21 protein-coding genes are annotated in these 25,288 nt (G+C 66.7%); 7 read left to right on the top strand and 14 right to left on the bottom strand.

Annotated elements, in window-relative coordinates:
* Positions 1 to 29: 29 nt before the first annotated feature.
* Together FOE78_RS00085 and FOE78_RS00090 are read right to left on the bottom strand one after the other, a co-directional pair.
* Entirely contained in the window at positions 30 to 536 is a 507-nt protein-coding gene (locus tag FOE78_RS00085; RefSeq protein ID WP_143984516.1) for a DUF1648 domain-containing protein, read from the bottom strand.
* Positions 537 to 574: 38 nt separating this feature from the next.
* Positions 575 to 2,407 (bottom strand): S9 family peptidase, encoded by a 1,833-nt coding sequence (locus FOE78_RS00090; RefSeq protein WP_228265975.1) that lies wholly within the window; start codon positions 2,405 to 2,407, stop codon positions 575 to 577.
* Between the two features lie 142 nt (positions 2,408 to 2,549).
* Between FOE78_RS00090 and FOE78_RS00095 the strand changes: the two genes are divergently transcribed.
* Together FOE78_RS00095 and FOE78_RS00100 are read left to right on the top strand one after the other, a co-directional pair.
* A complete protein-coding gene (locus FOE78_RS00095; protein ID WP_143984517.1) occupies positions 2,550 to 4,742 on the top strand; it encodes an ArnT family glycosyltransferase in 2,193 nt (730 codons plus the stop codon).
* Positions 4,743 to 4,744: 2 nt separating this feature from the next.
* Positions 4,745 to 6,004, top strand: a complete 1,260-nt coding sequence (locus FOE78_RS00100; RefSeq protein WP_143984518.1) for a glycosyltransferase — start codon at positions 4,745 to 4,747, stop codon at positions 6,002 to 6,004.
* Here the strand turns inward: FOE78_RS00100 and FOE78_RS00105 are convergent.
* From FOE78_RS00105 to FOE78_RS00130, 6 genes are all read right to left on the bottom strand, one after another.
* The gene (locus FOE78_RS00105; RefSeq protein WP_143984519.1) at positions 5,997 to 6,932 is read right to left on the bottom strand and encodes an ABC transporter substrate-binding protein; all 936 of its coding nucleotides are present in this window, start codon (positions 6,930 to 6,932) and stop codon (positions 5,997 to 5,999) included. The two genes, FOE78_RS00100 and FOE78_RS00105, sit on opposite strands and share 8 nt — an antisense overlap.
* A 139-nt stretch (positions 6,933 to 7,071) precedes the next feature.
* Positions 7,072 to 7,794, bottom strand: a complete 723-nt coding sequence (locus tag FOE78_RS00110; RefSeq protein ID WP_143984520.1) for an ABC transporter permease — start codon at positions 7,792 to 7,794, stop codon at positions 7,072 to 7,074.
* Positions 7,791 to 8,441: an ABC transporter permease gene (locus tag FOE78_RS00115; protein WP_143984521.1), complete on the bottom strand. Its 651-nt coding sequence runs from the start codon at positions 8,439 to 8,441 to the stop codon at positions 7,791 to 7,793. Before FOE78_RS00115 ends, FOE78_RS00110 begins: the two co-directional genes overlap by 4 nt.
* Positions 8,438 to 9,940, bottom strand: coding sequence for an ABC transporter ATP-binding protein (locus FOE78_RS00120; RefSeq protein WP_210414730.1), 1,503 nt, complete (start codon positions 9,938 to 9,940; stop codon positions 8,438 to 8,440). The genes FOE78_RS00115 and FOE78_RS00120 overlap by 4 nt, the downstream gene beginning before the upstream one ends.
* Before the next feature lie 283 nt (positions 9,941 to 10,223).
* Positions 10,224 to 11,438 carry an MFS transporter gene (locus FOE78_RS00125; RefSeq protein WP_210414731.1) on the bottom strand — a complete coding sequence of 405 codons (1,215 nt, stop codon included), beginning with the start codon at positions 11,436 to 11,438 and terminating at the stop codon, positions 10,224 to 10,226.
* Positions 11,439 to 11,523: 85 nt separating this feature from the next.
* A complete protein-coding gene (locus tag FOE78_RS00130; protein ID WP_210414732.1) occupies positions 11,524 to 13,053 on the bottom strand; it encodes a S10 family peptidase in 1,530 nt (509 codons plus the stop codon).
* A gap of 194 nt (positions 13,054 to 13,247) precedes the next feature.
* Here FOE78_RS00130 and FOE78_RS00135 point away from each other — a divergent pair, with 194 nt between their 5' ends.
* From FOE78_RS00135 to FOE78_RS00155, 5 genes are all read left to right on the top strand, one after another.
* Entirely contained in the window at positions 13,248 to 14,543 is a 1,296-nt protein-coding gene (locus FOE78_RS00135; protein WP_143984522.1) for a lactate racemase domain-containing protein, read from the top strand.
* A 614-nt stretch (positions 14,544 to 15,157) separates the two neighbouring features.
* Complete coding sequence (locus FOE78_RS00140; RefSeq protein WP_143984523.1) at positions 15,158 to 17,359, top strand: (Fe-S)-binding protein; 2,202 nt, start codon at positions 15,158 to 15,160, stop codon at positions 17,357 to 17,359.
* Between the two features lie 77 nt (positions 17,360 to 17,436).
* A complete protein-coding gene (locus FOE78_RS00145) occupies positions 17,437 to 18,111 on the top strand; it encodes a hypothetical protein (protein ID WP_143984524.1) in 675 nt (224 codons plus the stop codon).
* A complete protein-coding gene (locus FOE78_RS00150; protein WP_168207285.1) occupies positions 18,108 to 18,875 on the top strand; it encodes a DUF4097 family beta strand repeat-containing protein in 768 nt (255 codons plus the stop codon). The genes FOE78_RS00145 and FOE78_RS00150 overlap by 4 nt, the downstream gene beginning before the upstream one ends.
* Positions 18,876 to 18,910: 35 nt before the next feature.
* On the top strand, positions 18,911 to 19,159 hold the full coding sequence (locus tag FOE78_RS00155; RefSeq protein WP_143984526.1) for a hypothetical protein: 249 nt from the start codon (positions 18,911 to 18,913) through the stop codon (positions 19,157 to 19,159).
* 38 nt (positions 19,160 to 19,197) lie between these two features.
* Here FOE78_RS00155 and dcd read toward each other — a convergent pair whose 3' ends face one another.
* The 6 genes from dcd to FOE78_RS00185 all read right to left on the bottom strand — a co-directional run bounded on the left by dcd (position 19,198) and on the right by FOE78_RS00185 (position 25,194).
* Positions 19,198 to 19,773 (bottom strand): dCTP deaminase, encoded by a 576-nt coding sequence (gene dcd / locus FOE78_RS00160; protein WP_143984527.1) that lies wholly within the window; start codon positions 19,771 to 19,773, stop codon positions 19,198 to 19,200.
* Between the two features lie 44 nt (positions 19,774 to 19,817).
* The gene (locus FOE78_RS00165) at positions 19,818 to 20,876 is read right to left on the bottom strand and encodes an RDD family protein (protein WP_168207286.1); all 1,059 of its coding nucleotides are present in this window, start codon (positions 20,874 to 20,876) and stop codon (positions 19,818 to 19,820) included.
* Between the two features lie 10 nt (positions 20,877 to 20,886).
* Complete coding sequence (locus FOE78_RS00170; RefSeq protein WP_143984529.1) at positions 20,887 to 22,065, bottom strand: FHA domain-containing protein; 1,179 nt, start codon at positions 22,063 to 22,065, stop codon at positions 20,887 to 20,889.
* Positions 22,066 to 22,161: 96 nt separating this feature from the next.
* On the bottom strand, positions 22,162 to 22,980 hold the full coding sequence (locus tag FOE78_RS00175) for a PP2C family protein-serine/threonine phosphatase (protein WP_168207287.1): 819 nt from the start codon (positions 22,978 to 22,980) through the stop codon (positions 22,162 to 22,164).
* A gap of 82 nt (positions 22,981 to 23,062) precedes the next feature.
* Complete coding sequence (locus FOE78_RS00180; protein WP_143984531.1) at positions 23,063 to 23,935, bottom strand: siderophore-interacting protein; 873 nt, start codon at positions 23,933 to 23,935, stop codon at positions 23,063 to 23,065.
* A 173-nt stretch (positions 23,936 to 24,108) separates the two neighbouring features.
* The gene (locus FOE78_RS00185; RefSeq protein WP_143984532.1) at positions 24,109 to 25,194 is read right to left on the bottom strand and encodes a WD40/YVTN/BNR-like repeat-containing protein; all 1,086 of its coding nucleotides are present in this window, start codon (positions 25,192 to 25,194) and stop codon (positions 24,109 to 24,111) included.
* Between the last annotated feature and the right edge of the window lie 94 nt (positions 25,195 to 25,288).

Consider the following 25,288-nt stretch of genomic DNA (forward strand, 5'->3'; position numbering starts at 1 on the left):
GGGCGTGGCACCGACATTCCCGGTCGAGTTCAGGGCAGCTCGAGCTCCTGGGGGCGGTAGCGGCGGGCGACCATCCAAATCGCGCGGGCGATGATCGCGGCCACCAGAACGCCGATCAAGATCATCGCCCACGACGGCATCCGCGGATCGGACTGCTGGCCGGCCCACACGGTGGACGCCAGGGCGACGACCAGGATGCCCATCGTCACCGCAGCCATGAAGTACAGGTCCTCGCGGAGCAGGATGTGCAACCGGGCGACGCGCTGGGGTGTCTCGGTCCACCATTCCTTGTGGGGAAGGTTGATCCAGCCGACATTCAGCGACTTCCGGCCCGCCAACCAGGCCATGCCGCCGAACAGCACGACCACCCCGGCGCCGATCAGCGCGAACGTCAGCAGAGCCGACCCGCGGCTGCCCCAGTTGTCGACCTCACCGCTGCCGTTGAAGTGCATCGGCACTCGTTCCGGCAGCTCGAACGCCGCCCAGATCAACAGTCCGGTGTAGGCCGCGACCAGCAGCCAGAACACGTACCGCATCAATTTCCCCTCTCACGTGTCAGCTTCAGGAAACGCCATCACGCGTCCTCAGGCTGACAGCTCGGTGACTGGGCAAGGATCTCGCTGAGGAACGCGATGGCGGCCGGGTAGGCGTCCTTGCGGTTCGCGCGCTTGGCCAGGCCGTGACCCTCGTCGGAGTAGACGCGCAACTCGTGCCGGATGCCGCGTTCGGCCAGGGCCGCGGTGATCTGCTCGGCCTCGGACAGCGGGACCCGCGGGTCGTTGGCGCCGTGGATGACGAACAGCGGTGCGCAAAGTTGATCAAGGTACGTGATCGGCGAGGCCTTGACCAGGAAGTCGCGATCCCGATCGAGCCGGCCGTACTCGCGCTCGCGGTAGGCGCGACGATAGCCGGACGTGTTCTCCAGGAATGTCACCAGGGAAGAGATTCCGACGATGTCGACACCGGCCGCCCACAATTGGGGCTGCATGGTGACACCGGCCAGCACCATGTAACCGCCGTACGAGCCGCCCCAGAGTGCACTGCGCCGCTGATCGAGGCCGATGCTCGGCAGCCAGTCGTGCAGCGCGGCCAGGTCGGCCACCGAATCCAGTCGCTTCTGCACGTCGTCCAGACTGACCCAACGCTTGCCGTACCCAGCCGAACCGCGGACGTTGGGCACCAGCACGGTGATGCCCACCGCGCTCAGCGCCTGCACCACCGGATTGAAGATCCGGTTCGCCTCGGCCTCCGGGCCGCCGTGCACGTGCAGCACCGAGGCTCCGGCCAACCGGGGATCTCCACCAGGTGCGGCCGGATAGACGAAACACGGAATCTCCTCGCCGTCCGGGGTCGGCACCCGGTGCACCGTCGGCTCGGACAGTTCAAGATCATCGGGAAGTTGATCACGGCCGTCGACCACGGTGATCACCTGACCGGTCCGTGCGTCGACACTGAAGATCGAACCGGGATCGCCTGCTGCGTTGACAAACAGCGCGAATCGCGACGAGTCAGGGGCCCAGACCACGGCCGGCATGCCGGGACGAGTCAACGTCACGGTGGCGCGCTGGGTGCCGTCGATGTCGTGGATGGTGAGCTCGTCGACGCCGTCGCGGTGGTGACCGACAACCATCGCGGTCGCGTCCGGGGAAACGCTGAGATGCAGATCGTGATCGTCAGCGGCGAGCAGGTCCTGCCACTGCTCGCCGTCTTCGGACACCCGGACGATCGCGGTGAACTCGCGACCGTGGTTGGAGCTCATGATCAGCGTCTGATCGTCTGCCGACCACGCGACGTCGTGATGGGCAGCGTGCTCGTCCGGGTCGGTGACACGACCGGATCGCCGGCCTGCCAGGAAAACGGTGGTGCTGGCCGGCTGCAGACTGAGCGCGGTGATCGCGATGCTTTGTTGATCATGAGAGACCGCCGCCGCGCCGATGTAACCGCCGTCGTCGTAGAGAACGGTCTCCTCGCCGCCGGCGAGTTCGCGGACGACCACATCCATGTCCACGCCGTTGCGTCGATTGGTCGAATAGATCACCGCGGTCTCGGTGACATCCTCCAGCCCGTGCAGATAGCGGCTGTCGTGCACCAGCGGCATCAGCTCGTCCAGCCGGTAAGGGATCCGGTCGTCGATGGTGATCACGGACAGCTGCATCCGCTCGTCGCCGCCGCTGTCGTGCTGGACGATCACCTGGCGTGGCTCGCTGCCGGGGACATACCGTCCGGAGGAGCGTGACGGCAGCGCTGTGAGCCGGGTCCGCGTCCCGTCGGGAAGCAGCTCGACCAGTTGCATGCTGCCGGATTCGTCATGTCCGGCAAGGATCCTGCCCTGCGCGTCGACGTCGTACACCTCCCAGCTGTGCAGGTCCAAGAGGGCGTTGATCAGGGATTCGGCAGCTCGAGGCACGTCGCCAACCTATCGAACCGGGGTTCGCAGGCACTCGATGCGTCTGGGCGCAGCCCGTCCATCGGCTATGGATCGGTTGTGCACAGCCCTGGCAAAGGCCGGCTGAACCGCCGGCACAGCGCGCGTCGGGATGGTCGCTGTCATGACGACGACCTCGCTGCACTCCGGCCCCGCCGACGCCTCGGTTGATCATGACCGGCCACAACCGGAGGTTGATCACCAGTCACCACCCCGGCGGTCAACCCGCTCGACCACCGGATCGACGCGCCGGCGCCGGCTGCGGCTCGTGTCGGTCCTCTTGCTGTTGGCGATCACGGCCGGGTTGTATCTGTGGTCGCTGTCGGCGTCTGGTTATGCGAACTCGTTCTACTCGGCTGCCGCACAGGCGGGATCGCAGAGCTGGAAGGCGTTCTTCTTCGGCTCTCTGGATGCCGGCAATTCGATCACCGTGGACAAGCCGCCGGCCTCGCTCTGGTTGATGGGTTTGTCGGTGCGGATCTTCGGGCTGAGCTCGTGGAGCATCCTCGTCCCGCAGGCGCTGCTCGGCGTCGCGACCGTCGGCGTGGTGTACGCCGCGATCAAGCGGGTCAGCGGCCACACCGCGGGACTGGCGGCAGGGCTGATCACCGCGTTGACTCCGTCGGCGGCGTTGATGTTCCGCTTCAACAATCCCGATGCGCTGTTGCTGTTCCTGTTGGTGTCGGCGGGTTATGCCGTCCTGCGTGCCACCGAGCGGGCGAGTGCCAAGTGGTTGATCCTGGCCGGATCCCTGGTGGGGCTGGGTTTCCTGACCAAGATGCTGCAGGCGTTCCTGGTGTTGCCGGTGTTTGCTCTGGTGTATTTGATCGCCCCGCCCACCACGTTCCGCAAGCGTTTGCTGCAGCTGCTCGGTGCGCTCGCGTCGGTGATCATCTCCGCCGGCTGGTGGGTTGCCATCGTCGAACTCTGGCCGAAGTCCAGCCGTCCCTACATCGACGGCTCAACGAACAACTCCGTACTGGAGCTGGTGTTCGGCTACAACGGGCTCGGCCGGCTGACCGGCAACGAGTCCGGTCAGGTCGGCGGCGGTGCCGGCGGCCGGCCGAGCGGCATGGAACTGCCCGCCGGGACGGAGATGTTCGGCGGTGGTGGGCCCGGCAGCGGTGGCGGCATGTCCGGCAGCGGCACCGGCATCCTGCGCCTCTTCGAAAGCGTGTCCGGGGGCATGATCAGTTGGCTGATCCCGGCTGCCCTGCTGGTGATGATCGTCGCGTTGATCAAGATCGGCAGGGCGCCGCGTACCGATTGGGCCCGGGCTGCGTTGATCATCTTCGGCGGCTCCATGATCATCACCGGCCTGTTCTTCTCCTTCATGGCCGGCATCTACCACGACTACTACACCGTTGCGCTCGCACCGTGGATCGCCGGCACCGTGATCATCGGCGGCACCGTGCTCTGGCGTCGCCGCCACGAGTTGGTGTCGCGGCTCGCGCTGGCGGTTGCGGCTGCCGGTACCAGCGCCTGGGCGTTCGTCCTGTTGGGCGAGTCGGGTGAGCAGCCGTACCAGAGTTTGCGCTGGCTGGTGCTCGGCACCGGTCTGCTGGCCACCGCCGGCTTCGCCCTGGTCGATCGGTTGCCCAAGGCCGCAGCCACTGCCGTGCTGGCGCTGGCCGGCGTGGCAGCGCTGACCGGGCCGGCCAGTTACAGCGTCGACACCGTGCTCACTCCGCACACCGGCTCGATCGTGACTGCCGGTCCGGTCAGCTCAATGGGCGGGCCCGGCGGCGGAATGCGCGGCGGCCCGGGTGGCGGTGGGATGGCGCCGACCGGGCAGTCCCGAGGTAGAAATTCCCCAGCGGGGCAGGGATCGGCCGGGCAAGCCCCAGGCGGACAGGCAATGCCGGGCGGGATGCCGGGTCAGTCGCAGAGCGGCAGCAGCGCCGGCTCCGACGGCGGCCCGGGTGGCGCGGCCGCCGGCGGTATGGGCGGTTTGATCAATGGCACCCAGGTCAGTGACCAGCTGAAGTCCCTGCTGAACCAGAACGCCGACGAATACACCTGGGTCGCGGCGACGGCCCGGGCGCAGAACGCGGCCAGCTATCAGCTCGCCACCGAGCAGCCGGTGATGGCGATCGGCGGCTTCAACGGCACCGCGGCCAGCCCGACGCTGACGCAGTTCAAGCAGTACGTCGCCGAGGGGAAGATCCACTACTTCATCTCCAGCGGCAGCGAAGGGCAACTGTCCGGCAGCAGCAGTCAGGACAGCGCGGCACAGATCCAGAGCTGGGTGCCGGACAACTTCACTGCGAAGACCGTCTCCGGTGTCACCGTCTACGACCTGAGCGGAGGCAACTGATCATGACCGAGTTTGCCTACGACGTCGACCGGACCGCGGTGACGACCCGCCGACAGCTCTCACCGGTGCAAACCGCGGTGGAGTTGGTGATCCCGGTCTACAACGAAGAAATTGATCTTGCTCCGTCGGTGATCCGGCTGGACGACTATCTGCGTGATCAACTTCCGTACGACTACTGCATCACCATCGCCGACAACGCGAGCACCGACGGCACCTGGACCGTGGCCAGGCAGCTCGCAGATCGGCTGCCCAACGTACGGGTCCTGCACCTTGATCAGAAGGGACGCGGACGGGCGCTCAAGGCGGCCTGGTCACAGTCGGTGGCCGACGTGGTCGGCTACATGGATGTTGATCTTTCCACCGATCTGCGGGCGGTGCTGCCGCTGTTGGCACCGCTGATCAGCAATCACTCCGACGTCGCGATCGGCAGCCGGTTGTCCCGCGGGAGTCGGGTGATCCGCGGCCCCAAGCGCGAGTTCATCTCCCGCTCCTACAACCTGTTGCTGCGCGGAAGCCTGTCGGCCTCGTTCTCCGATGCCCAGTGCGGCTTCAAGGCGATCCGGCGAGAGGTGGCCGAGCAGTTGCTGCCGCTGGTCGAGGACAACAACTGGTTCTTCGACACCGAGTTGCTGGTGCTGGCCGAACGAGCCGGTCTGCGCATCCACGAGGTGCCGGTGGACTGGACCGACGACCCCGACTCGCGCGTGGACATCGTGTCCACCGCGTCGGAGGATCTGCGCGGAATCGTACGGCTGGGCAAGGGTTTCCTGCTCGGCCGGATCCCGATCAGCCGGGTGCGGGACGAGTTCGTCCGGCGCAGCACCGCCGACGCGAGCGCGCCGGGCCGCTGGCGGATGCAACAGCCGTCCGGCGGGTTGCTCGGGCAGTTGATCAGGTTCGGATTCGTCGGTGTGTTCAGCACCGTGGCCTATCTGGTGCTGTACGTGATCTTGCGGACCCTTGTCGACGCGCAGGCCGCCAACCTGGTCGCGTTGCTGGCCACCGCGATAGCCAACACTGCGGCGAACAGGCGGATGACCTTCGGCGTACGAGGTTCGCAGATGTTGATCAAGCACCATGCCGGCGGACTGATCGCCTTCGGCATCGGCCTGGCGCTCACCAGCGGATCTCTCGGACTCCTGCACCACTACCAGCCCACGCCGGCCCGCGGCGTCGAACTGACGGTGCTGGTGATCGCCAACGCGGTCTCAACCTTGATCAGATTCCTCACCTTGCGAGGGTTGATGAAGGACGTCAGCTGAGGCCCTTGCTGCTGAGCCAGGCCTTGGCGACATCGGCGGTGGTCTGGTGTTCGACGTCGACCTTCTTGATCAGTGCGGTCAGATCCTCGGTGGTCAGCTGGGCGCCGACCGCGTTCATCGCATCGACCGCCTTGGTGTTCTTCTTCACGTCGGCGCGGACCAGCGGAATCACGTTCTGCGGCAGGATCATGCTCTGCGGGTCCTCCAGCTTGACGAAGCCGTTGTCGGCGATGGCCGCGTCAGTGGTGAAGAAGTCGGCGGTGGTGATCTTGCCGTCCTTCAGGTCCTTGACCTTGATCGCCGGCGAGTCGTAGGCCTGGAACTTGGCCACCTTCAGCTTGTAGATGCCCTCCAGACCGGGCGGACCGTACGGCCGGTCCTGCAACTCGGTCGGGCCGCCGACGGTCAGGTTGGGCACCTTGGACAGGTCGCCGATGGTCTTCAGCTGATATTTGTCGGCGGTCGCCTTGGTCACCACGTAGCAGTCCTGATCGACCGCCTTGGTGGTGTCCAGCACGTCGAAGCCCTGCTTCTGGGCGGCCTTCGGCAGCTGCTCGTCGACCTCGGCGGCCGTGGTCGCCGTGGTCTTCGGATCCAGGTACTGCAGCAGATTGCCGGTGTACTCCGGGACGACCGAGATCGATCCGTCCTTCAGCGCTCGGATGTAGAGCTCACGGGAGCCGATGTCCAGATGGGTGGACGCCTTGACGCCCTTGGCCTGGATGGCCTGAGCGTACAGCTCGGCCAGCACCTGGTTCTCGGTGAAGTTCGCCGACCCGACGACGATCTCGCTGCTGCCACCACCCGCACTCGGCGATGCACTGTTTCCGGACAGCGGGTTGCCCCCACCGCTGCCGCACCCGGCCACCACGGTGACGGCGGACACCAGCATTGCGGCCAGGACGGCCCTGCGACTGCGAACGGACATGACGAACTCCTCGTCTCGGCTTTGCCCTACCCTGCCACCCGCCTCCGACAGCGCAAGCCGGATCCCACAGGTGGGGCTGGAATTTGTGTGCGAGTTGTCGATTCCTTGACCAACAGGCTCAGCCTGGTGGATCCCAGGCTCAGGCCGCTGCCTGTTCCTGCTCCTCGGCTGCGGGTGTCGGCGCGGTGGTCAGCGCGGTCAGCCGCGGCGGCTTCAGTCGGAGATGCCGGCTGAACGAGCGACCGACCAGAGCCAGCACGATGTCGATCACGATCGCCAGCACCGCGACCAGAATCGCGCCGGCCAACACCTCGCCGTAGTTTCGAGGAGGAATGCCGTCCAGAATGGTCCGGCCCAGACCGCCGACTCCGGGGACGTACGCGGCGACCGTCGCGGTGGCGATCACCTGCAGCGTCGCGCTGCGCAGACCGGCAATGACCAACGGCATCGCCAGCGGCATCTCCACCCGCATCAGCACCTGGCCGCCGGACATGCCGAGTCCCCGCGCGGCCCGGACGGCTTCCTGATCGGCCTGCATGATCCCGGTCGCGGTACCGGTCAGCAACGGCGGCAGCGCCAGCACGCCGAGCACGCAGACCACCGGGATCCAGCTGGTCTGTGTGAGCAGAACGACCAAGATCAACAAGCCGAGCGTCGGGATCGCCCGGAACGAGTTGGCCAGCCCGAGCACGATCACCCGGCCACGCCGAGTGTGCCCGATCAGCATCCCGATCGGTACGCCGATCACGGCCGCAATCGCGACGGCGATCAGACTGTAGAGCAGGTGCTGGCCGACCCGGATCCCGAGCCCGCCGCTGCCGGTCCAGCTGTTCGGGTCGAACAGGTACTGCAGATAGCTCATGTGGTGACCCTCCTCCGCGCCCACGGCAGGGTGCCTCGTTGAATCAGGACGATCACCAGATCCGCCAGCAAGGCGACCAGAATCGACAAGATCACTCCAACCCAGACCGGCGTGAGGAAGCCGGTCTGAAGGGTGATGTTGAACAATGATCCCAGTGACGGAACGCCGATCAAGATCGAGATGCTGACCAACGCGATGTTGGAGACAGACGCGATCCGCAACCCGGCGAAGATCACCGGCATGGCCAGCGGAAGCTCCACCCGGAACAGTCGGCGACCGCGACCGAAGCCGATCGCGTCCGCCGATTGTTTGACGTCGAGCGGCACGTCCCGCAGCCCGTCCACCACACTGCGGGACAGCAGCGCGGTGGTGTAGATGGTCAACGCCACCACGACGTTCAGCGGATCGAGCACCTGGGTCCCGAGGACCAACGGCAGCATCACGAAGATCGCCAGCGAAGGGATCGAGTAGATCGCGCCGAAGATCGCCAAGATCACGTTGGCGGCCGGACCGCTGCGGAAAATCAGGTAGCCGATCGGAATCGAGATGACGAACGAGACGATCACCGGGATCAGCGCCAGCAGCAGGTGTTGCCACAGGTCGGTGCCGATCATGCCGGCGTTGTCGACGATCCACTGCCAGTTCATAGCTTGCGGATCTCCGTGTCGTCGTTCAGCTCCGGCCGTCCGCCCCGGGAGTCCTCATGATCATCATTCGCTTGATCATCGGACTGCGGATCAGCACTCGGCTGCTCCTCGACCCCTTGATCATCCGTAGCTTGATCATCCGTGGCTTGATCATCCGTGGCTTGATCATCGGCTCGGGGCTCGGGGCTCTGCTCGGCTTGTTCGGCCTGCTGCGCAGCGGCTTCCTTCACCGCGGCTTGCTCTTCGGCGGCAGCGGCCTGTGCCTCGGCCTCGTCGGCAGCTCGTACGGCCGCCTCGATCCGATCCGCTTCCTCGGCTTCGGCGTTGGCCGACTCCGCGATCGCCGACGCCTCGGCCCGGACGCGTTCGGCCTCGTGCCGCATCGCCTCCGCATCGGTCTTGGCCGCATCGGCCTCGGTCCGGGCCGAGATCGCGTCGGCCACCGACGCCTTCAGGTAGCGAACCTGATCAAGGATCTGACTTGCCGTGACGACCCCGGCAAAACGGCCGTTGCCGCCGACCGCCACCGCGAGACCGACCGGGGAGTTGAGGGCCGAGTCCAGCGCCGTACGCATGGTGTCGGTCTCGGGCAGGAAGGTCGAGCCGAGCATCTGGATGTTGCCCGGCCGGGTCTGATCGGCCCAGCCCAGCGGGGTGGCGTCAGCATCGATCACCAGCACCGGTTGATCACCGCGCGCGGCCGCCGGATCCCGTACCAATTGGACGCTCTCCAACGGCAGACCGGACGCCGGTACGAAGCTCAGGCCGCGATAGCCGCGGTCCTTGCCGACGAAGCCGGCGACGAAATCGTCGGCCGGCTCCTCCAGCAATTGTTGCGGACTGCCGACCTGCGCCAGTACCCCGCCCTTGCGCATGATCGCGATCTGATCGCCCAGCCGGATGGCCTCGTCGATGTCGTGGGTAATCATCACGATGGTCTTGCCGATTTGCTGCTGTAGTTGAAGAAACTGCTCGTGCAGCTCACCGCGGACGATCGGATCGACCGCGGAGAACGGCTCGTCCATCAACATCACGATCGGATCGGCGGCCAACGCGCGGGCGACGCCGACTCGCTGCTGCTGACCGCCGGAAAGTTGGCTGGGATAGCGGTTCGCCTGGTTGCGTTCCAGGCCGACCATCTCCAGCAACTCGTAGCTGCGGTCGCGGTTCTTGGTCTTGGCCCAACCCAGCAGGGTGGGCACGGTCTGGATGTTTTCGATCACGGTCCGGTGCGGGAACAGCCCGCCGCTCTGGATCACGTAGCCCATCTGCCGGCGCAGCTGGGTCTTGCGCTGCGACTTCAGCGGCTTGCCGTCCCAGACGATCCTGCCCTTCGTCGGCTCCAGCATCCGGTTGATCATCCGCAGCGTGGTGGTCTTGCCGCAGCCGGAGGGGCCGACGATGACGGTGATCTTGTCGGACGGGATGGTCAGGTTGAGATCCTGTACCGCGGTCGTCCCGTCGCGATACCTCTTGGTCACCGACTCGAACTCGATCACGACATCCTCAATTACTTGGATGGGCCCAATGTGCTCCGAACATGCAGTGGACACCATTGCTCCACAGAACCACTCGACCCTAACTGCCGCTCCCGGCAAATGGCCGCAGATTCGCGGGCGTGCCCCGCTCCCGTTCCCTGAGGCCGCACCCGACACCGCCCGCCGCTGCCACAGCCGCGCGCAAGATCGACCGCCGCGCGCGAAATACCGGGTGCGGGAGTGGGTTTCGCGCGCAGCTGTATGAATCACCGCGCTCGCCGCCGCTCCCGGGGCCGGCGATGAGCTACCGCGCGGTGCGCAATGAACCGGCGGCGGCGAACCCGACGGCGAGCAGGATCACGATCAGCCACAGCGCGTCCAGCAGCCCGAACGACCGGGACAGGAAGCCGACCACCGGCGGTCCGGCGAGATTGGCGACGTAGCCGATCGAGGCGACCACGCTGACCCGGGCCGCCGGGTTGGGACCGCTGTCGGCCGCCGCCGACATGCCCAGCGGGAATCCCATCGACACCCCGACCGCCCAAAGCACCACGCCGATCAAGATCAACCAGGCGTGATCGCCGAGGATGAAGAACAGCAGGCCGAGGATGCCGAGCGCGGTGGTGAGCCGGATCGTCATCACCCGGCCGATCCGGTCGACCAGCGGTCCACCGAACACCCGGGCCGCGGTCTCGCCGATCGCGAACACGGTGAAGAAGGCGGCAGCGACCGCATCGGTCTTGTCGTGCCCGTCGCGTACGGCCAGGGTCAGCCAGTTGTTCGCCGAGCCCTCGCCGAGCTCGACGCCGAGCATCACCAGACCGATCAGCAGCAGGCGGAGCTGGGTCCAGCCCTTGAGCCAGCCGATCACCCGGTCCTTCAACGGCGGCCGATCGTCGGGTACGTCGTCGGCCAGCCGGGCCGGCAGATAGCGGGCCGCGATGGTGATACCGATCGCGATGATCACCGCCTCGCCGAGAAACTGCCACTGATAGTCGAGATCGACCAGCGCACAGAGCGCGCCCAGTCCGGCGCCGACCACCGCGCCCGCCGACCAGCCGGCATGCATCAGCGGCATCAGGGTCTTGCCGATGGCGCGTTCGACGGCCGCCCCGTCGACGTTGATCATCACGTCCAGGGAGCCGATGCCGAAGCCGAGGATCGCGAACGCGACGGCGGTGAAGATCACGCTGTGCAGCAATCCGGCACCGACCGCGATCGCCGCGACTCCGGCCGCGATCAGCCACAGCATGGTACGAATTGCGGCCCGGGATCCCAACCAGGACAGCAAAGCCGACGACGCGACCAGTCCGACGATCGAGCCGACGGTGACTCCGGACAGCACGATGCCGATGCCGGCGTTGTCCAATCCCAGGTCGGCTCGGATGCTCGGCATCCGCGGTCCCCAGGTCGCCATCGTCAGCCCGCCGAGCGCGAAAGCGATCAGGACGGCGTTGCGCCATCCCCGCAGCGACCGGACACCCTCGACCGGCAGGGTCAGGCCACCCTCAGCACTCACTCGCGCGACGCTATCAGCCCCGTTTCTCCACCGACTTGTCAGCGTTAGGAAGCGCTATAGCGCCGTCTCGCGCTGACAAGTCGGATCAGCGGTTGCTGCGGCGGCGGACGAAGTCGGCAAGATCATCACTCTGCTGCAGCCGGCTCGGCTCGTGCACGTACATCATGTGCCCGGCCTCGTAGTAGTGATGCTCGAGGTTGTCGCGAGCCGAAGCCGGAATCTGCAAGTGGGCAACGGAATTCTCGGCCGCGTAGTAGGGCGTGGCACCGTCGTAATAGCCGTAGGCGAAGTGCACGGCCAGATGCGGATTCTGCCGCATCGCCCGGGACAGCTTGTCGATCACGTACACCGGGGAGTTCTCGAACTCCTTGTAGCTCCACTTCTCGATCACGCCCTTGCCGAAGACGTGGAACTGGCTGTTGTCGCGGACGTCGAGCTCGTCGAACAAGTAGCGCTGGTAGGCGGCGGCGTACGGGCCCATGATCGCGTCCATCGACGGGTCGGCGTCCATGTGCTCGGCGATCCCGCTGGCCGCGGCTCCGGTGAAGCGGGAGTCCAGCCGGCCGACGGTCAGGCCTTCGTCGCGGCGCAGTTCGCCGAAGTAGCGCCAGTGCTCGGGCCGCAGATCCGCCCTGGAAACGTAGTCCTCGCTGACGCCGATCAGCCGAGCGATGGTCGCCACGGCCTCGGCCCGCTCGGCCGATGTCAACCTGTTGCCGCGAGCCAGCAGGTAGGGATAGTCGCGAGCCGCGAACGACTCGGCCTCGGCCAGCACGGTGCGCAGCGACTTGCGGCCGTGCTTGCCGTGATAGTGCGCAGTCGCGGCGTAGAACGGCAGGTACATCACGCACGCGCGATCGCCGCCGCGTTCGAAGTTGGCGGTGCCGAAGTCGAGCACGCTGGAGATCAACATCAGCCCGTTCAGGTACATGCCGTGCTCGGACTGCAGGTGCTCGGCCAGACCGGCGGCCCGGGTGGTCCCGTACGACTCGCCGGCGAGGAATTTCGGCGAACCCCACCGGCCCTCGGTGGTGACCCACTGCCGGATGATCTCGCCTACGGAGGCGATGTCGGCGGTGAAGCCGTGGAAGTCCTGCGCCTTCTCCCCCTCGACCACCCGGGAGCGGCCGGTGGAGACCGGATCGATGAAGACCAGATCGCTGACCGCCAGCAGGGACTGCGGGTTGTCCGCGAGTCCGTACGGCGGAGCCTGCAGCTCGCCGGCGTCGCCCATGATCACCCGCTTGGGTCCGAGCAGACCCATGTGCAGCCAGAGGCTTGACGACCCCGGACCGCCGTTGAACGCGAACGTGATCGGCCGGGTTGTCGGGTCAGCGTCGTCCAGGGTGTACGCGGTGACACTCACCTGCGCCCGCGGCTTGCGTCCCTCCCAGACGCCGTCGGTGATCTTCTCCTCCCACAGCACGACCTTCCCGCTGCGGGCGGTGTAGCGGAGGCTTCGCCTACCCACCTTGAGTTGGTGCCGGGTGGCGATCAACTCGTCCTGCACCTGCGGCACGGATTGCTTCTCTGGCCCGGCAGCGTTGCTGGCGTCATCGGACTTGGCGGCGTCGGACTTGGCGGTGCGGTCGGACTTGGCGGTGGGCTCGGTCACGCGACCGACCCTAGCTAGACGAACAGAATCACCCGCGCATTCGACCGAAACACCGGATACGTCCCGGATCGGCGCAATGCGCGGGTGATTCTGTTCGCGAGTCCGGGCCGAGCCCGGCTTCGGCTAGATCGGACAGACGTGGTCTGCGGCCGAGCCGGATTGCTCTGAGCCCGACCGCGGAGCAGGATGCAGGCGTGACCAGTGCGACCGAGACCCAGCCCGCAGCGAGCATCGGCTCGCTCGATCGATCGTTGACCTCCGACGAGACCCGCAGCTTCATCACCGAGCAGCTCGCCGGACAGGATTTCGACGGACACGACGTGACCGTGATCGTCCCGGACAGCACCCGGTCCTGTCCGCTGCAGCTGCTGATGGACACGGTCTACGGTGCGCTGGCGCCGCGGGTCCGCCGGCTGCGGGTGATCATCGCGCTCGGCACCCACCCGGAAATGACCGACGCCCAACTGGAGAAGATGTTCGAGGTCGGTCCCGGCGAGTTGACGACCCGCTGGCCGAAGGCGGAGATCGCCAACCACGAGTGGTGGCGGCCGAGCGAGCTGGTCAGCATCGGCACCATCCCGGCCGGCCGGGTGGAGGAACTGTCGGAGGGACGACTCAGTCTCGACGTCGACGTCACCATCAACCGGGCCGCGGTCGAGGCCGACGACGTGTTGATCGTCGGGCCGGTGTTCCCACACGAGGTGGTCGGTTTCTCCGGCGGCACGAAGTACCTCTTCCCCGGCATATCCGGCCAGCAAATGATCGACGTGTCGCACTGGCTGGGCGCGTTGATCACCAGCGCCGACATCATCGGCACCCTCGGCATCACGCCGGTCCGAGCCATGATCAACGAGGCCGCGGCCAAGCTCACCTCGCGGCTGCTGGCCTGCTGTGTGGTGGTCAAGTCGGGTACTCACGAGTTGCACGGGGTCGCGGTCGGCGAGATCCAGTCCGCCTGGCGAGCCGCAGCCGCGTTGTCGGCGAACACCCACATCCGTTACCTGCAAGAGCCGGTACGTCGGGTGATCTCGATCATCCCCGATCGCTACGACGAGATCTGGACCGCGGCCAAGGGCATGTACAAGGTGGAACCGATCGTCGCCGACGGTGGGGAGGTGATCATCTACGCGCCGCATCTGTCGGTGGTCAGCCACACCCATGGTGCCGAGATCGCCAAGATCGGCTATCACTGCCGGGACTACTTCGCCAAGCGCTGGGACGAATTCCAAGATCACCCGTGGGGCGTGCTGGCCCACTCCACCCACCTGCGCGGCGCCGGCACCTGGACCCCCGAGGACGGCGAACACGACCGCGTCACCGTCACCCTGGCCACCCAGATCAGCGAAGAAGAGACCAGGGCTCTGGCGCTGAACTATCTCTCCCCGGAGGCGCTTGATCTTGAAGCGGCCCGTCAGGATCCTGACACGCTGGTGGTGGACAACGCCGGTGAGGTGCTCTTCCGCCTCGGCGAACCACCCCAGGTCGGCTGACACAATCAGGTTCGGCTGACGCAACCAAGTACGGCTGACACAAGCAAGGGTCGTGAGCCTGTCGAAGGACCGTCAAGCCGTGCATTGGCCCACTTCGCCAGCCGGGTAACGTTCCAGACCCTTCGACGAGCTCAGGGCTCTTCGATTGCGATCCTGCCGCGCCCACGTCGACACCATCGCGCTGAACAAGAAGAGTTCGCTTTGCAGGTCTCCCGAGGCACCGAATCTCAGGAGGTACGACACCCATATTCGCCCCGGATTGACTCGAACCTCCTGCAATTCGTACGGCTGGCGAAGCACAGCGGGCGCGGCGCGTCCTGGTGTCTTCGCGCGGAGAGTCCCAGTAGCTGACCGCTCTTGGCCGTCCGGCACCCGGAATCCGGTGCTTCGACAGGCTCAGCGCTCTTCGATGAGTCCACAAGCCCGCGTCACGGTCCTTCGACAAGCTCACGGCCCTTTGGTTGCGGACCTTCGACAAGTTCAAGGGTGTTTGGTGGCGGTCCGGGCTGGCTCGACGGCGTAGTTACTCGCGGGTAACATCTGGCGGACCGGGCGGATGGTGAAGACTGACTGCCAGGACGAGCGAGGGCGCCGGCTGTGCGTACGGAGGATTGATGAGGATTCTGGCGATCGTGCTGTGCCTGGCGGCGACGGCGGCGGGCTTCGGGCTGTTCATCTATGGCATCAGCCGGATCGTGACGGTGGTACGGACCGGTCGTTCGGTGCACGGACGCCGCCGCGACCAGCCGGGCAAGCGCTGGGGTCACATGATCAAGGAGACGCTGCTGCATTCCCGGATGCTGCAGTGGAGTCACATCGGGATCGCTCACTGGTTCGTCTTCATCGCGTTCGGCGCGTTGCTGTTCAGCTTGGCCACCGCGTACGGGCAGATCTTCGACCCGGCGTTCGCGCTGCCGATCATCGGCCACTGGATCGTGTACGAGTGGCTGAGCGAGAGCATCGCCTGGCTCAGCCTGCTGGCGATCGTGTTCTTGATCATCTACCGCCAGGTCAATCTGCGCCGCGGCCGCTCATCTCGCTTCTACGGTTCGAATCTGGGCCAGGCGTACTACATCGAGGCCACCGTGCTCTCGGTGGTGATCTGCGTGCTGCTGCTGCGGGCGCTGGAGTTCCAACTGCTCGGCGAGGAGACCACCCGCTGGCACTTCCCGCTGACCAACTTCCTGCTGCCCGCCGGAATCTCGTACGACAGTGTGGCCGACGCGATCATCGTTGTCGCCATGATCAAGATCTTGATCTCGATGCTGATGCTGGCGATCTTCGGCCTGAACATCACCATGGGTGTCGGCTGGCACAGATTCCTTGCCTGGTTCAACATCTGGTTCAAGCGCGAGTCCGACGGCAAGCCGGCGCTGGGCCCGCTGCAACCGATCATGGTCAACAGTGAGCCGTTGAATTTCGCCGAACTCGAGGACATCGACGAGGACACCCCACTCGGCGTCGGCAAGGTCGAGGACTTCACCTGGAAGGGACTGCTGGACTTCACCACCTGCACCGAGTGCGGCCGTTGTCAGAGTCAGTGCCCGGCCTGGAACACCCAGAAGCCGCTGTCGCCGAAGTTGTTGATCACCGATCTTCGCGATCATGCTCACGCCAAGGCCCCGTACCTGCTGGCCGCGGAGGAGGCCCGCGGCAGTCTGGCCACCGCGACCATGCAGGAGGCGGAGCGTCCACTGGTCGGCCCGATCCAGGTGACCGACGGGCTGGCCGGCGTGATCGATCCGGACGTCCTGTGGTCGTGTACGTCCTGTGGTGCCTGCGTCCAGCAATGCCCGGTCGACATCGAACATGTTGATCACATCATGGACATGCGGCGCTACCAGGTGATGATCGAATCGGAGTTCCCGAGCGAGCTGAGTGGACTCTTCAAGGGCCTGGAGAAGAAGGGCAATCCGTGGAACATGAGCCAGCGCAAGCGGCTCGAATGGACCAAGGAGCTCGACTTCGAGGTGCCGGTGATCGGTGTTGACGTGGAGGACCTGACCGAGGTCGAGTATCTGTTCTGGGTCGGCTGCGCGGGAGCGTACGAGGACCGGGCCAAGAAGACCACCCAGGCCGTCGCCGAGTTACTGCACACCGCCGGAGTTTCCTTTGCCGTGTTGGGAAACGGCGAGACCTGCACCGGCGACCCGGCACGCCGCGCCGGCAACGAATTCGTCTTCCAGCAACTCGCGCTGGAGAACGCGGAGACGCTCAAACATGCCAAGGCACACAAGGTCGTGGTCACCTGCGCGCACTGCCTGAACACGTTGAAGAACGAGTATCCGCAGGTCGGTGTTGATCTTGAAGTCGTGCACCACACCCAGCTGCTGAACCGGCTCGTCCGCGAGGGCAAACTGACCCCGGTGGCACCGCCGGCCGGCGCGGTGGGTGGCCGGACGATCACCTACCACGATCCGTGTTACCTGGGCCGGCACAACCAGATCTACGACCCGCCGCGGGATCTGCTCGGTTCGCTGCCCGGCACCACCTTCGCGGAGATGCCGCGTAACAAGGAGCGTTCCTTCTGCTGCGGTGCCGGTGGCGCTCGGATGTGGATGGAGGAGAAGATCGGCACCCGGATCAACCTGAACCGGACCGACGAGGCGATCGAGACGTTGAACGCCGGCCTCCAGCAGGTCGACGGCAGTGCGGCGATTGCGACCGGCTGCCCGTTCTGCCGGGTGATGCTGTCCGACGGTCTGACGGCACGGCAGTCCGAGGGCCAGGCACCGGAATCGGTCGAGGTGCTGGACGTTGCCCAACTCCTGCTCGAGTCCGTTCACCGGGGCGCCGGCGCCGACGAGCAGTCCTAACCCACTGACACCACAAAACTTCAAAATGGCGCCATATTGTCTTGCGTATGACACCACAATGGTGTCATGCTGGCGTCATGGACATTTCAAAGCATGTCGACACCGTACGAAGCGGGATCGTCGACGCGGCCGCATTGGCCGATGAAAACACCCAGGAGGTGGCGCGCCGGCTCGGCACCGCGGTCGGTTCCTCGGCCCGGCTGGCGCTGCTGGACGCGATCTCCGATGCCACCACCGAGATCAGCGCGGAGCTGGCCCCGGGGTCGGTCGAGTTGCGGGTGGTCGACGGCAACCCGAACTTCACCGTGCACGTGCCGCAGTCGGCCGAGCCGACGCTGATCCTGCCGGATCAGCCGGCGGCCCAACAGCAGGAGCGGGAGGCGGAACCGGAAGCGGAGATCACCGACGAGCCCGACGAGGACGAGCCGATGGTACGAGTAAGCCTCCGGCTGCCGGCCTCGGTCAAGAACAAGGTCGACGAGGCCGCCGACAGCGAGGGGATCTCGACCAACGCGTGGCTGGTCCGGGCGATTCAGAACGCGCTCGTACCCATTCCGCCCACGCCACCGACCCCGCCGTCGGGTTCGTCGATCCCCGGCGTCAACGAGGTCTTCGGGCCCAACGGTCCCCTGGGTCCGCAGGGCATCTTCGGCCCGGAAGGGATCTTCGGTCCCGGTGGTGTGTTCGGAGGGGAACAGTCCAGGCCGGGCCACCAGCGCCGCGGCCGCAACGTGAAGGGATGGGTCAAGTGAGCACCATCGATGTCGCCTACGACGGTGTGAAGTCGATCCTGATCAACAACGTCGGCGGCGGAGCGGTCACCATCACCGAGTCCGCCGACGGCAAGGTCACCGGTTCGATCAACAGCAGCCAGCCGGACCTCCTGCAGGAGGTGACGGTGCATCAGTCTCATGATCAACTGCGGATCTCCTTCCCCCAGTGGCGATTCCGCTCGCCTCAGGTGTACGTCGACCTGGCCGTGCCGGCCGGTACGGATCTGATCACCAGCACCGGCTCCGCCGATGTCGACGTCCGGGTGCCGCTGGGAGCGACCAAGATCAACACCGGATCCGGCGACGTGGGCGTCAGCGAGGCAACCTCGCTGCGTTGCAACACCGGCTCCGGCGACATCGGCGTCGGCACGCTGACCGGATCCGGCAGCGACCTGACCAGCGGTTCGGGTGACGTCACCATTGATCGAGCAACGGCAAACCTGCAAGCGAAATCGGCCTCCGGCGACGTACGCATCCGCGAGTTCAACGGCGTCCTGCGCGCCAACACCGCCTCGGGCGACATCGACGTGCCGTCGGCGGCCGGTGCACTCGAGCTTCGGTGCGCCTCCGGATCGATCAGCGTCGGTGTGGCCGGCGAACTGCCGGCCTGGCTGGACGTGAACTCGGTCAGCGGAGATGTCGACATCAGCCTGGAGGCCAGCACCCAACCGGCCGCGGGCGAACCGTTCGTCAGCATCAAGGCGTCCACCGCCAGCGGTGACGTTTCCATCTATCGCGCCTGAGGCCTGCCGTCCACCAGGTGAAAGGACCGACGATCATGATCGAGAACGACTACATCGACCCGTACACAGGAATGTCGCTGGTCCGGCTTCGCGGCGAGGAACTGCGCCGGGAAGCCGAACACCAGCGGATGGTCGAGGAGTGCCGACTCGCGCATCCGGAACTGCGGGCGCGTAACCGGATGGCGGCCATGCTCCGTCGCGCGGCCGACCGCCTGGCGCCCGAGCCGGCGACACCGGCAGTCGCCTGGCGACCGGTCAACGTGAGCCGCCCCTCTCCCTCGTGAGATCCGTACCGGCCCTTCGACAAGCTCAGGGCTTTGGTTCAGATCCTGGTGCGGTGGAAGTTGCTGCCGGACCGGCTCGGGGTCGGACCACGCTGCCCCTGGTAGCGAGAGCCGTACGCGGCCGTGCCGTAGGGGTGTTCGGCCGGCGACGACAGCCGGAAGAAGCAGAACTGGCCGATCTTCATCCCCGGCCAGAGCTTGATCGGCAGCGTGGCGACGTTGGACAACTCCAACGTGACGTGCCCGGAGAAGCCGGGATCGATGAAGCCGGCGGTGGAGTGCGTGAGCAGACCGAGCCGGCCCAGCGAGGACTTGCCCTCCAGCCGGGCGGCGATCTGATCGCCGAGGGTGACCACCTCGTAGGTGGATCCGAGCACGAACTCCCCCGGATGCAGGATGAACGGGTCGTCGCCGGCCGGCTCGACCTCGCGGGTCAGCTCGGACTGATCCTCGGCCGGGTCGATGTGCGGATAGCGATGATTCTCGAAGACCCGGAACAGCCGATCCAGCCGGACGTCGATACTGGCCGGCTGGATCATCTCCGGCGAATACGGGTCGAGCGCGATCTGACCGGACTCGATCTCGGCCTTGATGTCGCGATCCGAAAGAAGCATGGGCCAGACCTTAGCCTGGATCCAGGCGTAGCCCGGATCCGCGTTCACCGTGCGCTGCGGGCGATCCGGATCTTGTGCTTGCCGAACGAAATCAGGTAGCCCGGGGTGTGGATCCGTCGCGGCACCTCAGGGACGAGCAACTCGTACCCGCCGTCGGCGTCGGTGATCGCGGTCCCGTTCGTCGATCCGCGGTCGGTGATCGACACCCCACGCGCGTCGACGTTGATCGCCAGGTGCGTCTTCGACACCGTACGCGCCTCGTCGACCACCTTGATCAACTGGACGTCGTCCTCGCCGGCCCGTGGCTGGGGGTTGCGGCCGACCAGGACGAGCCGGTTGATCGGCACCTGCCGGCCGTCCTCCAGCACGACAAGCCAACCCTGGTTGGGTGGCAGCGGAGCCGGCTCATCCGGGTCGGCTTCGCCGGACGACTGGACCGCGGCCGCAACCCGGGTCTCCTGCTCCGGCTCGACTTCCTCGATCAGATCGGTCCGTTCGACCGGACGGGCCGGCTGCTGAAGATCATCGACGTGCTGATCACCGGGTTCATGATCATCCGGCTCCTCGATCAGAGAGACGAATTCATGATCAACAGCGGCCGGAGCGACCGCCGGTTCGGTGATCTTGGTCCGCGGCGGAGCCAGCGGGCGCGCCTCGATCACCACCGAGTCGGCAGCCAGATCGTGCCAGCCCTGCCGGCGTCGTTGGGTCAACATCAGCGCCGCCATGATGATCAAGACGATGGTGCTGGCGCAGAGCAGCAGGAGGATCACGCCGCGCAGCAGCGCCCGACCCCAGCCGATCGGGCGGCCGTCGTGCAGCCCGACGACTTGCAGGCCGAGCAGCCGCATCCCGACTCCGGCCGCGCGGGTCGCGTACAGCCACCAGGACAGCGCCGCCCACCCTGCGACCAGGACGCCGCAGATCATCGACGGCACGTTCGGGCCGTCGGTGCCGAGCAGGATCAGGCCGATCACCAACACCAGGTACGGCAGGATCACGTCGATCGCGAAGGCGGCCAGTCGGCGGCCCAACCGCGCCAGGTGCACGCCGTCGGGCAGCCCGGCCGACCGGTCGCCGTACTCCGTCTCTGCCGGCGCCACCGGGCTCACCTCAGCCGCGGTCGACCGCAATGGTGATCCCATCGCCGAGGTCGATCAGGCTGCCGTACTCCAGCGGCACGCCGACGCCCGGCCGCAGATCGCTGCGCCGGCCGTCGGGCGAGACCAGGATGGTGCCGTTGGTCGAATTCAGATCCGTGACCACCAACCGGCCCTCCTGCGGCGCCACCTGGACGTGGGTCCGGCTGATGTCGTGACTCGGGCTCGGCACCGTCAGCAACCGCGGCAACTGATCGCTGCGGACGCGGCTGGCCACCGGCGACCGGCCGATCACCACCGGACGATCGACCACCACCTGGCCGCCACTGGACGGGTGCAGCACCCCGAGCACGGGACGGTGCTGGGAATCCGAGAGTTGAAGTCCGGGCAGACTGCTGGCGAACACGGTCTGGCCGGACTCGGCGGGATCAAGGCGTACCGTCGGCTCCGGCTGGGCCGCGGTGGACAACGCGGCCGCGGCCACCGCAGCAGGTGTGGCGGACTCGGAGGTCTGCCCTTCGACCGGCCCAGGGAGCTTCGCTGCCGGTTCGGCTGTCCTCGCTGCTGACTCGGCCGACGGCCCTTCGACAAGCTCAGCGCCCGTTGTGGAATCCTCGGGCGCGGACAGCAGGCGAAGAGCTTCCTGGTCGCCGACGAAGGTGCCCTGCGGGGAGCGGATCTGGATCGGTTCGGAGCAGTCCAGCAGCACCCGGGAGGCGCCGACCGCGCCGATCACCAGCGGCAACTCGAGTTGCTCGCCCTCGTTCTGTTCGCCGGCCCGCAACTCCACCTGCTGCAGGTCGCCGAGGCCGATCTCGGTCCAGGTCTGTACGCCCTGGCCGTCGGCCACCGACTGTCCGGACTTCGGATCGACCAGCTTGACCGCACCCCGTACCAGTGACCGCATGCCACCGTGATCCCAGAAGATCGCCGCGAAGTCGGGCATCGCGTCCAGCCGGAAGTCGGCCAGCCGAGCCGCCAACTCCTGAATCGATGCCGCGCCGACGACCTCCTCCCAGACCACCTCGATCAGGTCCGACCACTGCGGGGCAGCCGGCTGCATCAACACCAACGAGGTCGGTCCGGCCAGCACCAGCCAATCGCCCGGGCGGTAGCGCGCCCGCCACTGGCTCGTCCAATGCGGCCCGATCCCGTGGGGCTCGGCATCCGCCCCCTGCTTCGCGTTCGTCATCGGTTTGCCCCTAGTCCTCTGTCTGCCCCGACATACATTCCCCCCGGCCGCTGCGGGCCGCCCGGTCCGAGCGTAATGGTGCTGCCATCGATGCGCTTATACAGAATCCGGGACAGGGGCATGCGGGTGCGGCTGCACCGAGGTCACCTCGTCCGATTCCGGCTCACCGGCGGCGACGGCCGCGACGTCGACCACGATGATCGAGACGTTGTCGGTCGCACCGGCAGCCAGCGCGAGCTGCAGCAGATCGTCGGCCGCTGCCGCCGCTTCGGACGGCTGCAGCAGCCGACCCAACAGGTCCGCGTACGGCGCCGCCAGCAGTCCGTCGGAACAGATCAGCAACCGGTCGCCGGGAACCATCGGAATCATCCAGAAGTCCGGTTCGCAGTCGGCCTCGGCGCCGATCGCCCGGGTGACCAGATTGCGGTCGGGATGCCCCGCGGCCTGATCGGCGGTGATCACGCCGGCGTCGACGAGTTCCTGGACGTGCGAGTGGTCAACGCTGATCTGGCTGAGTTCGCGCTCGTCGGCACCTTCGCTCGGGTGGGCCGGCAACCGGTAGATCCTGCTGTCGCCGATGTTGAACACCAGCCAGTACGGTTCCTCACCGGCCAGCAGTCCGACCGCGCCGACCGCGGTGCTGCTCGGACCGTGCGGCTCGTCGGCGACGTTCAAACCGCGGACCCGGAGATGGGCGGCCTGGATGGTGGCGCTGACCGCGTCCGCGTCGATCACCGGCCGGCGCGCCAGCTTGCCGAACTCCTCCACCACGATCGCGCTGGCCAATTCACCGTCGGCGTTTCCGCCGACGCCGTCGGCAACGACAAAGACCGGCGGCGAGGCAAGGATGCTGTCCTCATTGACGCTGCGGACCGTGCCGCGGTCGGTGACGGCTCCGTATTCGAGCAGGTGCACGGCAGCCGAGCCTAATGCCGGGCGCGGAGAGTTCGGGACCGAATCGGCCGGCCGGAGCCGAATTTTCTGTCAGCTCCCCGGCTCAGACCTTCAGGTCGGCCGCTTCTGCGGCCTCGACCTGCGCCATGAATTCCCGCTTGCCGGACTGCCAGGCGTCCTCGTTCTGCCCGGTCCGCCAGTAGCCCGAGATGGAGACCTGGCGCCGGTCCAAGTGCTGCTCGACGAACAGGTAGCGTCGCAGATCCTTGATCATCTCGGCATTGCCGTGGATGAAGACCTGCAGTTTTCCGTCCGGCAGGCCCTGCTCTCGTACGGTCCGGGCCAGCGGTTCGCCGTAGGGCCGATCGCCGCGGTGGACCCAGACCACGCTGGTCCGATCCTCGGCCGGCAGCGGCTGATGATGCTCGCTGTCGGACACCTCCAGATAGACCGTTGCCCGGGCGTGGGCGGGCAGCCGATCCAACGCCGCGGCGATCGCGGGGATGGCGGCCTCGTCACCGGCCAGCAGATGGCTGTCGAAATCGTCCTGCGGCGCGTACGCCCCGCCCGGACCGCGGAATCCGATCTGCGCACCGGGCTCGGCTGCCGCGGCCCACGGCCCGGCCAGCCCCTCGTCGCCGTGCACGACGAAGTCGATCGCCAGTTCGCCGGAGTCGCGGTCGAAGGAGCGGATCGTGTAGGTCCTGGTGACCGGCCACTGATCGGCCGGTGCACTCTCCCGCAGCGCATCCGGGTCGAACGGCCAGCTGAAATCCGCACCCGCCGGCGGGAACAGGATCTTCACGTAGTGATCGGTGAAGGTGAGCTCCGGCAACTCGGAGAGATCCGGCCCGGTGAAATAGAGCCGGACCATGTCCGGGTTGAGCCACTGTTTGCGGGCAACCGTCGCGGTACGAATCTTGCGCGGCTTCGGTGTGCGGGCGGGTGACTGGGAACCTTCGGCCTGCTGGGGCATGCAACTCCTCGAGATGTCCGGGTCGTCCCGCCACAGCCGCACCAGTTGCGGCCAGCCGCACCGGGTGCAGCTGGTGCGGCTGGCCGCAACTGGTGCGGCTGTGGGTCGGGCGGCGTACTTAGGCCAGCCTAACCCCAGATTCGGGTGGTGTTGCTGTGAGGTCGTTATGGATCTCAGGCGACCACGGCGCGGACGGAGTAGATGTCAGGCAGGTGTGCGGCCAGCTGCTGCCAGTGCTCGCCGTCGTCGGTGGTGCCGTACAGGGTGCCGTCGCGAGCGCCGAAGTAGAGCCCGGCGTCGGCGGCGTTGTCGGCGCTGAACGCGTCCCGCATCACGGCCGCATAGAAGCTGTCCGGCAGGCCGTCGTCGGTGGCCGTCCAGTGTTCGCCGGCGTCGGTCGACCGCCAGACCCGAGCCCTTCCCTCGGGCGGGATTCGCTGGCCGTCGGCCACCAGCGGGAACACGAAGACCGTGTCGGGCTGGTTGGGATGCACCACGATCGGGAAGCCGAAGTCGCTGGGCAGACCCTCGGCGATCGAGTTCCAGTGCTCGCCGCCGTCGTCGGAGCGGTAGACGCCGTGATGGTTCTGGGCGTACATCCGGTCCGGGTTGGTCGGATGCGCGGCGACCTTGTGCACGCACTGCCCGTACTCCGGCCACGGGTCGGGCATGAAGTACGCCTTGATGCCGACGTTCGCCGGCGCCCAGCTCTGCCCGGCGTCGCTGGTCCGGTAGACGCCGCCGGTGGACATCGCGACCGTCAGCCGGTCCTTGTCCTTCGGATTCGGCACGATGGTGTGGATCGCCTGACCGCCGTAGCCGGCGTCCCAGTGTTCGCGATGCGGGTGGTCCCACAGCGGCCGGATCAACTGGAACGACTCGCCCCGGTCCTCCGACCGGAACAACGCCGACGGCTGGGTGCCGGCGTAGATCACGTCGGGTTCGGCCGCCGAGGCCGGTTGGATCTGCCAGACCCGCTCGACACTGGCGCCCAGGTCGGGCTCGAACCGGACCGCCGCACCCTGGGTCTCGGTCCAGGTCCGGCCAAGATCATCGGAGTAGTAGACGCCCGGGCCCCAATGCTCGCTGGTGCCGCTGACGAAGATCCGCGGCCGGTCGCCACGGGTGTCGACGCCGACTCCGTACACCGCCTCCATCAGGAACCTGGGATCGTCGAACTCCCAGGCCGTACGACGCTCGTCGGATCGTCCGATCCACAAGCCTTTCCGGGTGCCCACCAGCAACACTGCTTCGGACATGACCTCTCCGTCGGGTCGTTGCGTGCGCTTTCGGACGGGGCACGCAGACAGGGTCAAGACTCGTCGCCGATCTGGGCCTCGTCAAGTGCCACAC

The organism is Microlunatus elymi (assembly GCF_007362775.1).
Lineage (GTDB): Bacteria > Actinomycetota > Actinomycetes > Propionibacteriales > Propionibacteriaceae > Microlunatus > Microlunatus elymi.

Coding starts and splice junctions, on each gene's coding strand:
- FOE78_RS00085 (WP_143984516.1), bottom strand. CDS start 536: ATGCGGTACGTGTTCTGGCTGCTGGTCGCGGCCTACACCGGACTGTTG.
- FOE78_RS00095 (WP_143984517.1), top strand. CDS start 2,550: ATGACGACGACCTCGCTGCACTCCGGCCCCGCCGACGCCTCGGTTGAT.
- FOE78_RS00100 (WP_143984518.1), top strand. CDS start 4,745: ATGACCGAGTTTGCCTACGACGTCGACCGGACCGCGGTGACGACCCGC.
- FOE78_RS00105 (WP_143984519.1), bottom strand. CDS start 6,932: ATGTCCGTTCGCAGTCGCAGGGCCGTCCTGGCCGCAATGCTGGTGTCC.
- FOE78_RS00110 (WP_143984520.1), bottom strand. CDS start 7,794: ATGAGCTATCTGCAGTACCTGTTCGACCCGAACAGCTGGACCGGCAGC.
- FOE78_RS00115 (WP_143984521.1), bottom strand. CDS start 8,441: ATGAACTGGCAGTGGATCGTCGACAACGCCGGCATGATCGGCACCGAC.
- FOE78_RS00140 (WP_143984523.1), top strand. CDS start 15,158: ATGAGGATTCTGGCGATCGTGCTGTGCCTGGCGGCGACGGCGGCGGGC.
- FOE78_RS00145 (WP_143984524.1), top strand. CDS start 17,437: ATGGACATTTCAAAGCATGTCGACACCGTACGAAGCGGGATCGTCGAC.
- FOE78_RS00155 (WP_143984526.1), top strand. CDS start 18,911: ATGATCGAGAACGACTACATCGACCCGTACACAGGAATGTCGCTGGTC.
- dcd (WP_143984527.1), bottom strand. CDS start 19,773: ATGCTTCTTTCGGATCGCGACATCAAGGCCGAGATCGAGTCCGGTCAG.
- FOE78_RS00170 (WP_143984529.1), bottom strand. CDS start 22,065: ATGACGAACGCGAAGCAGGGGGCGGATGCCGAGCCCCACGGGATCGGG.
- FOE78_RS00180 (WP_143984531.1), bottom strand. CDS start 23,935: ATGCCCCAGCAGGCCGAAGGTTCCCAGTCACCCGCCCGCACACCGAAG.
- FOE78_RS00185 (WP_143984532.1), bottom strand. CDS start 25,194: ATGTCCGAAGCAGTGTTGCTGGTGGGCACCCGGAAAGGCTTGTGGATC.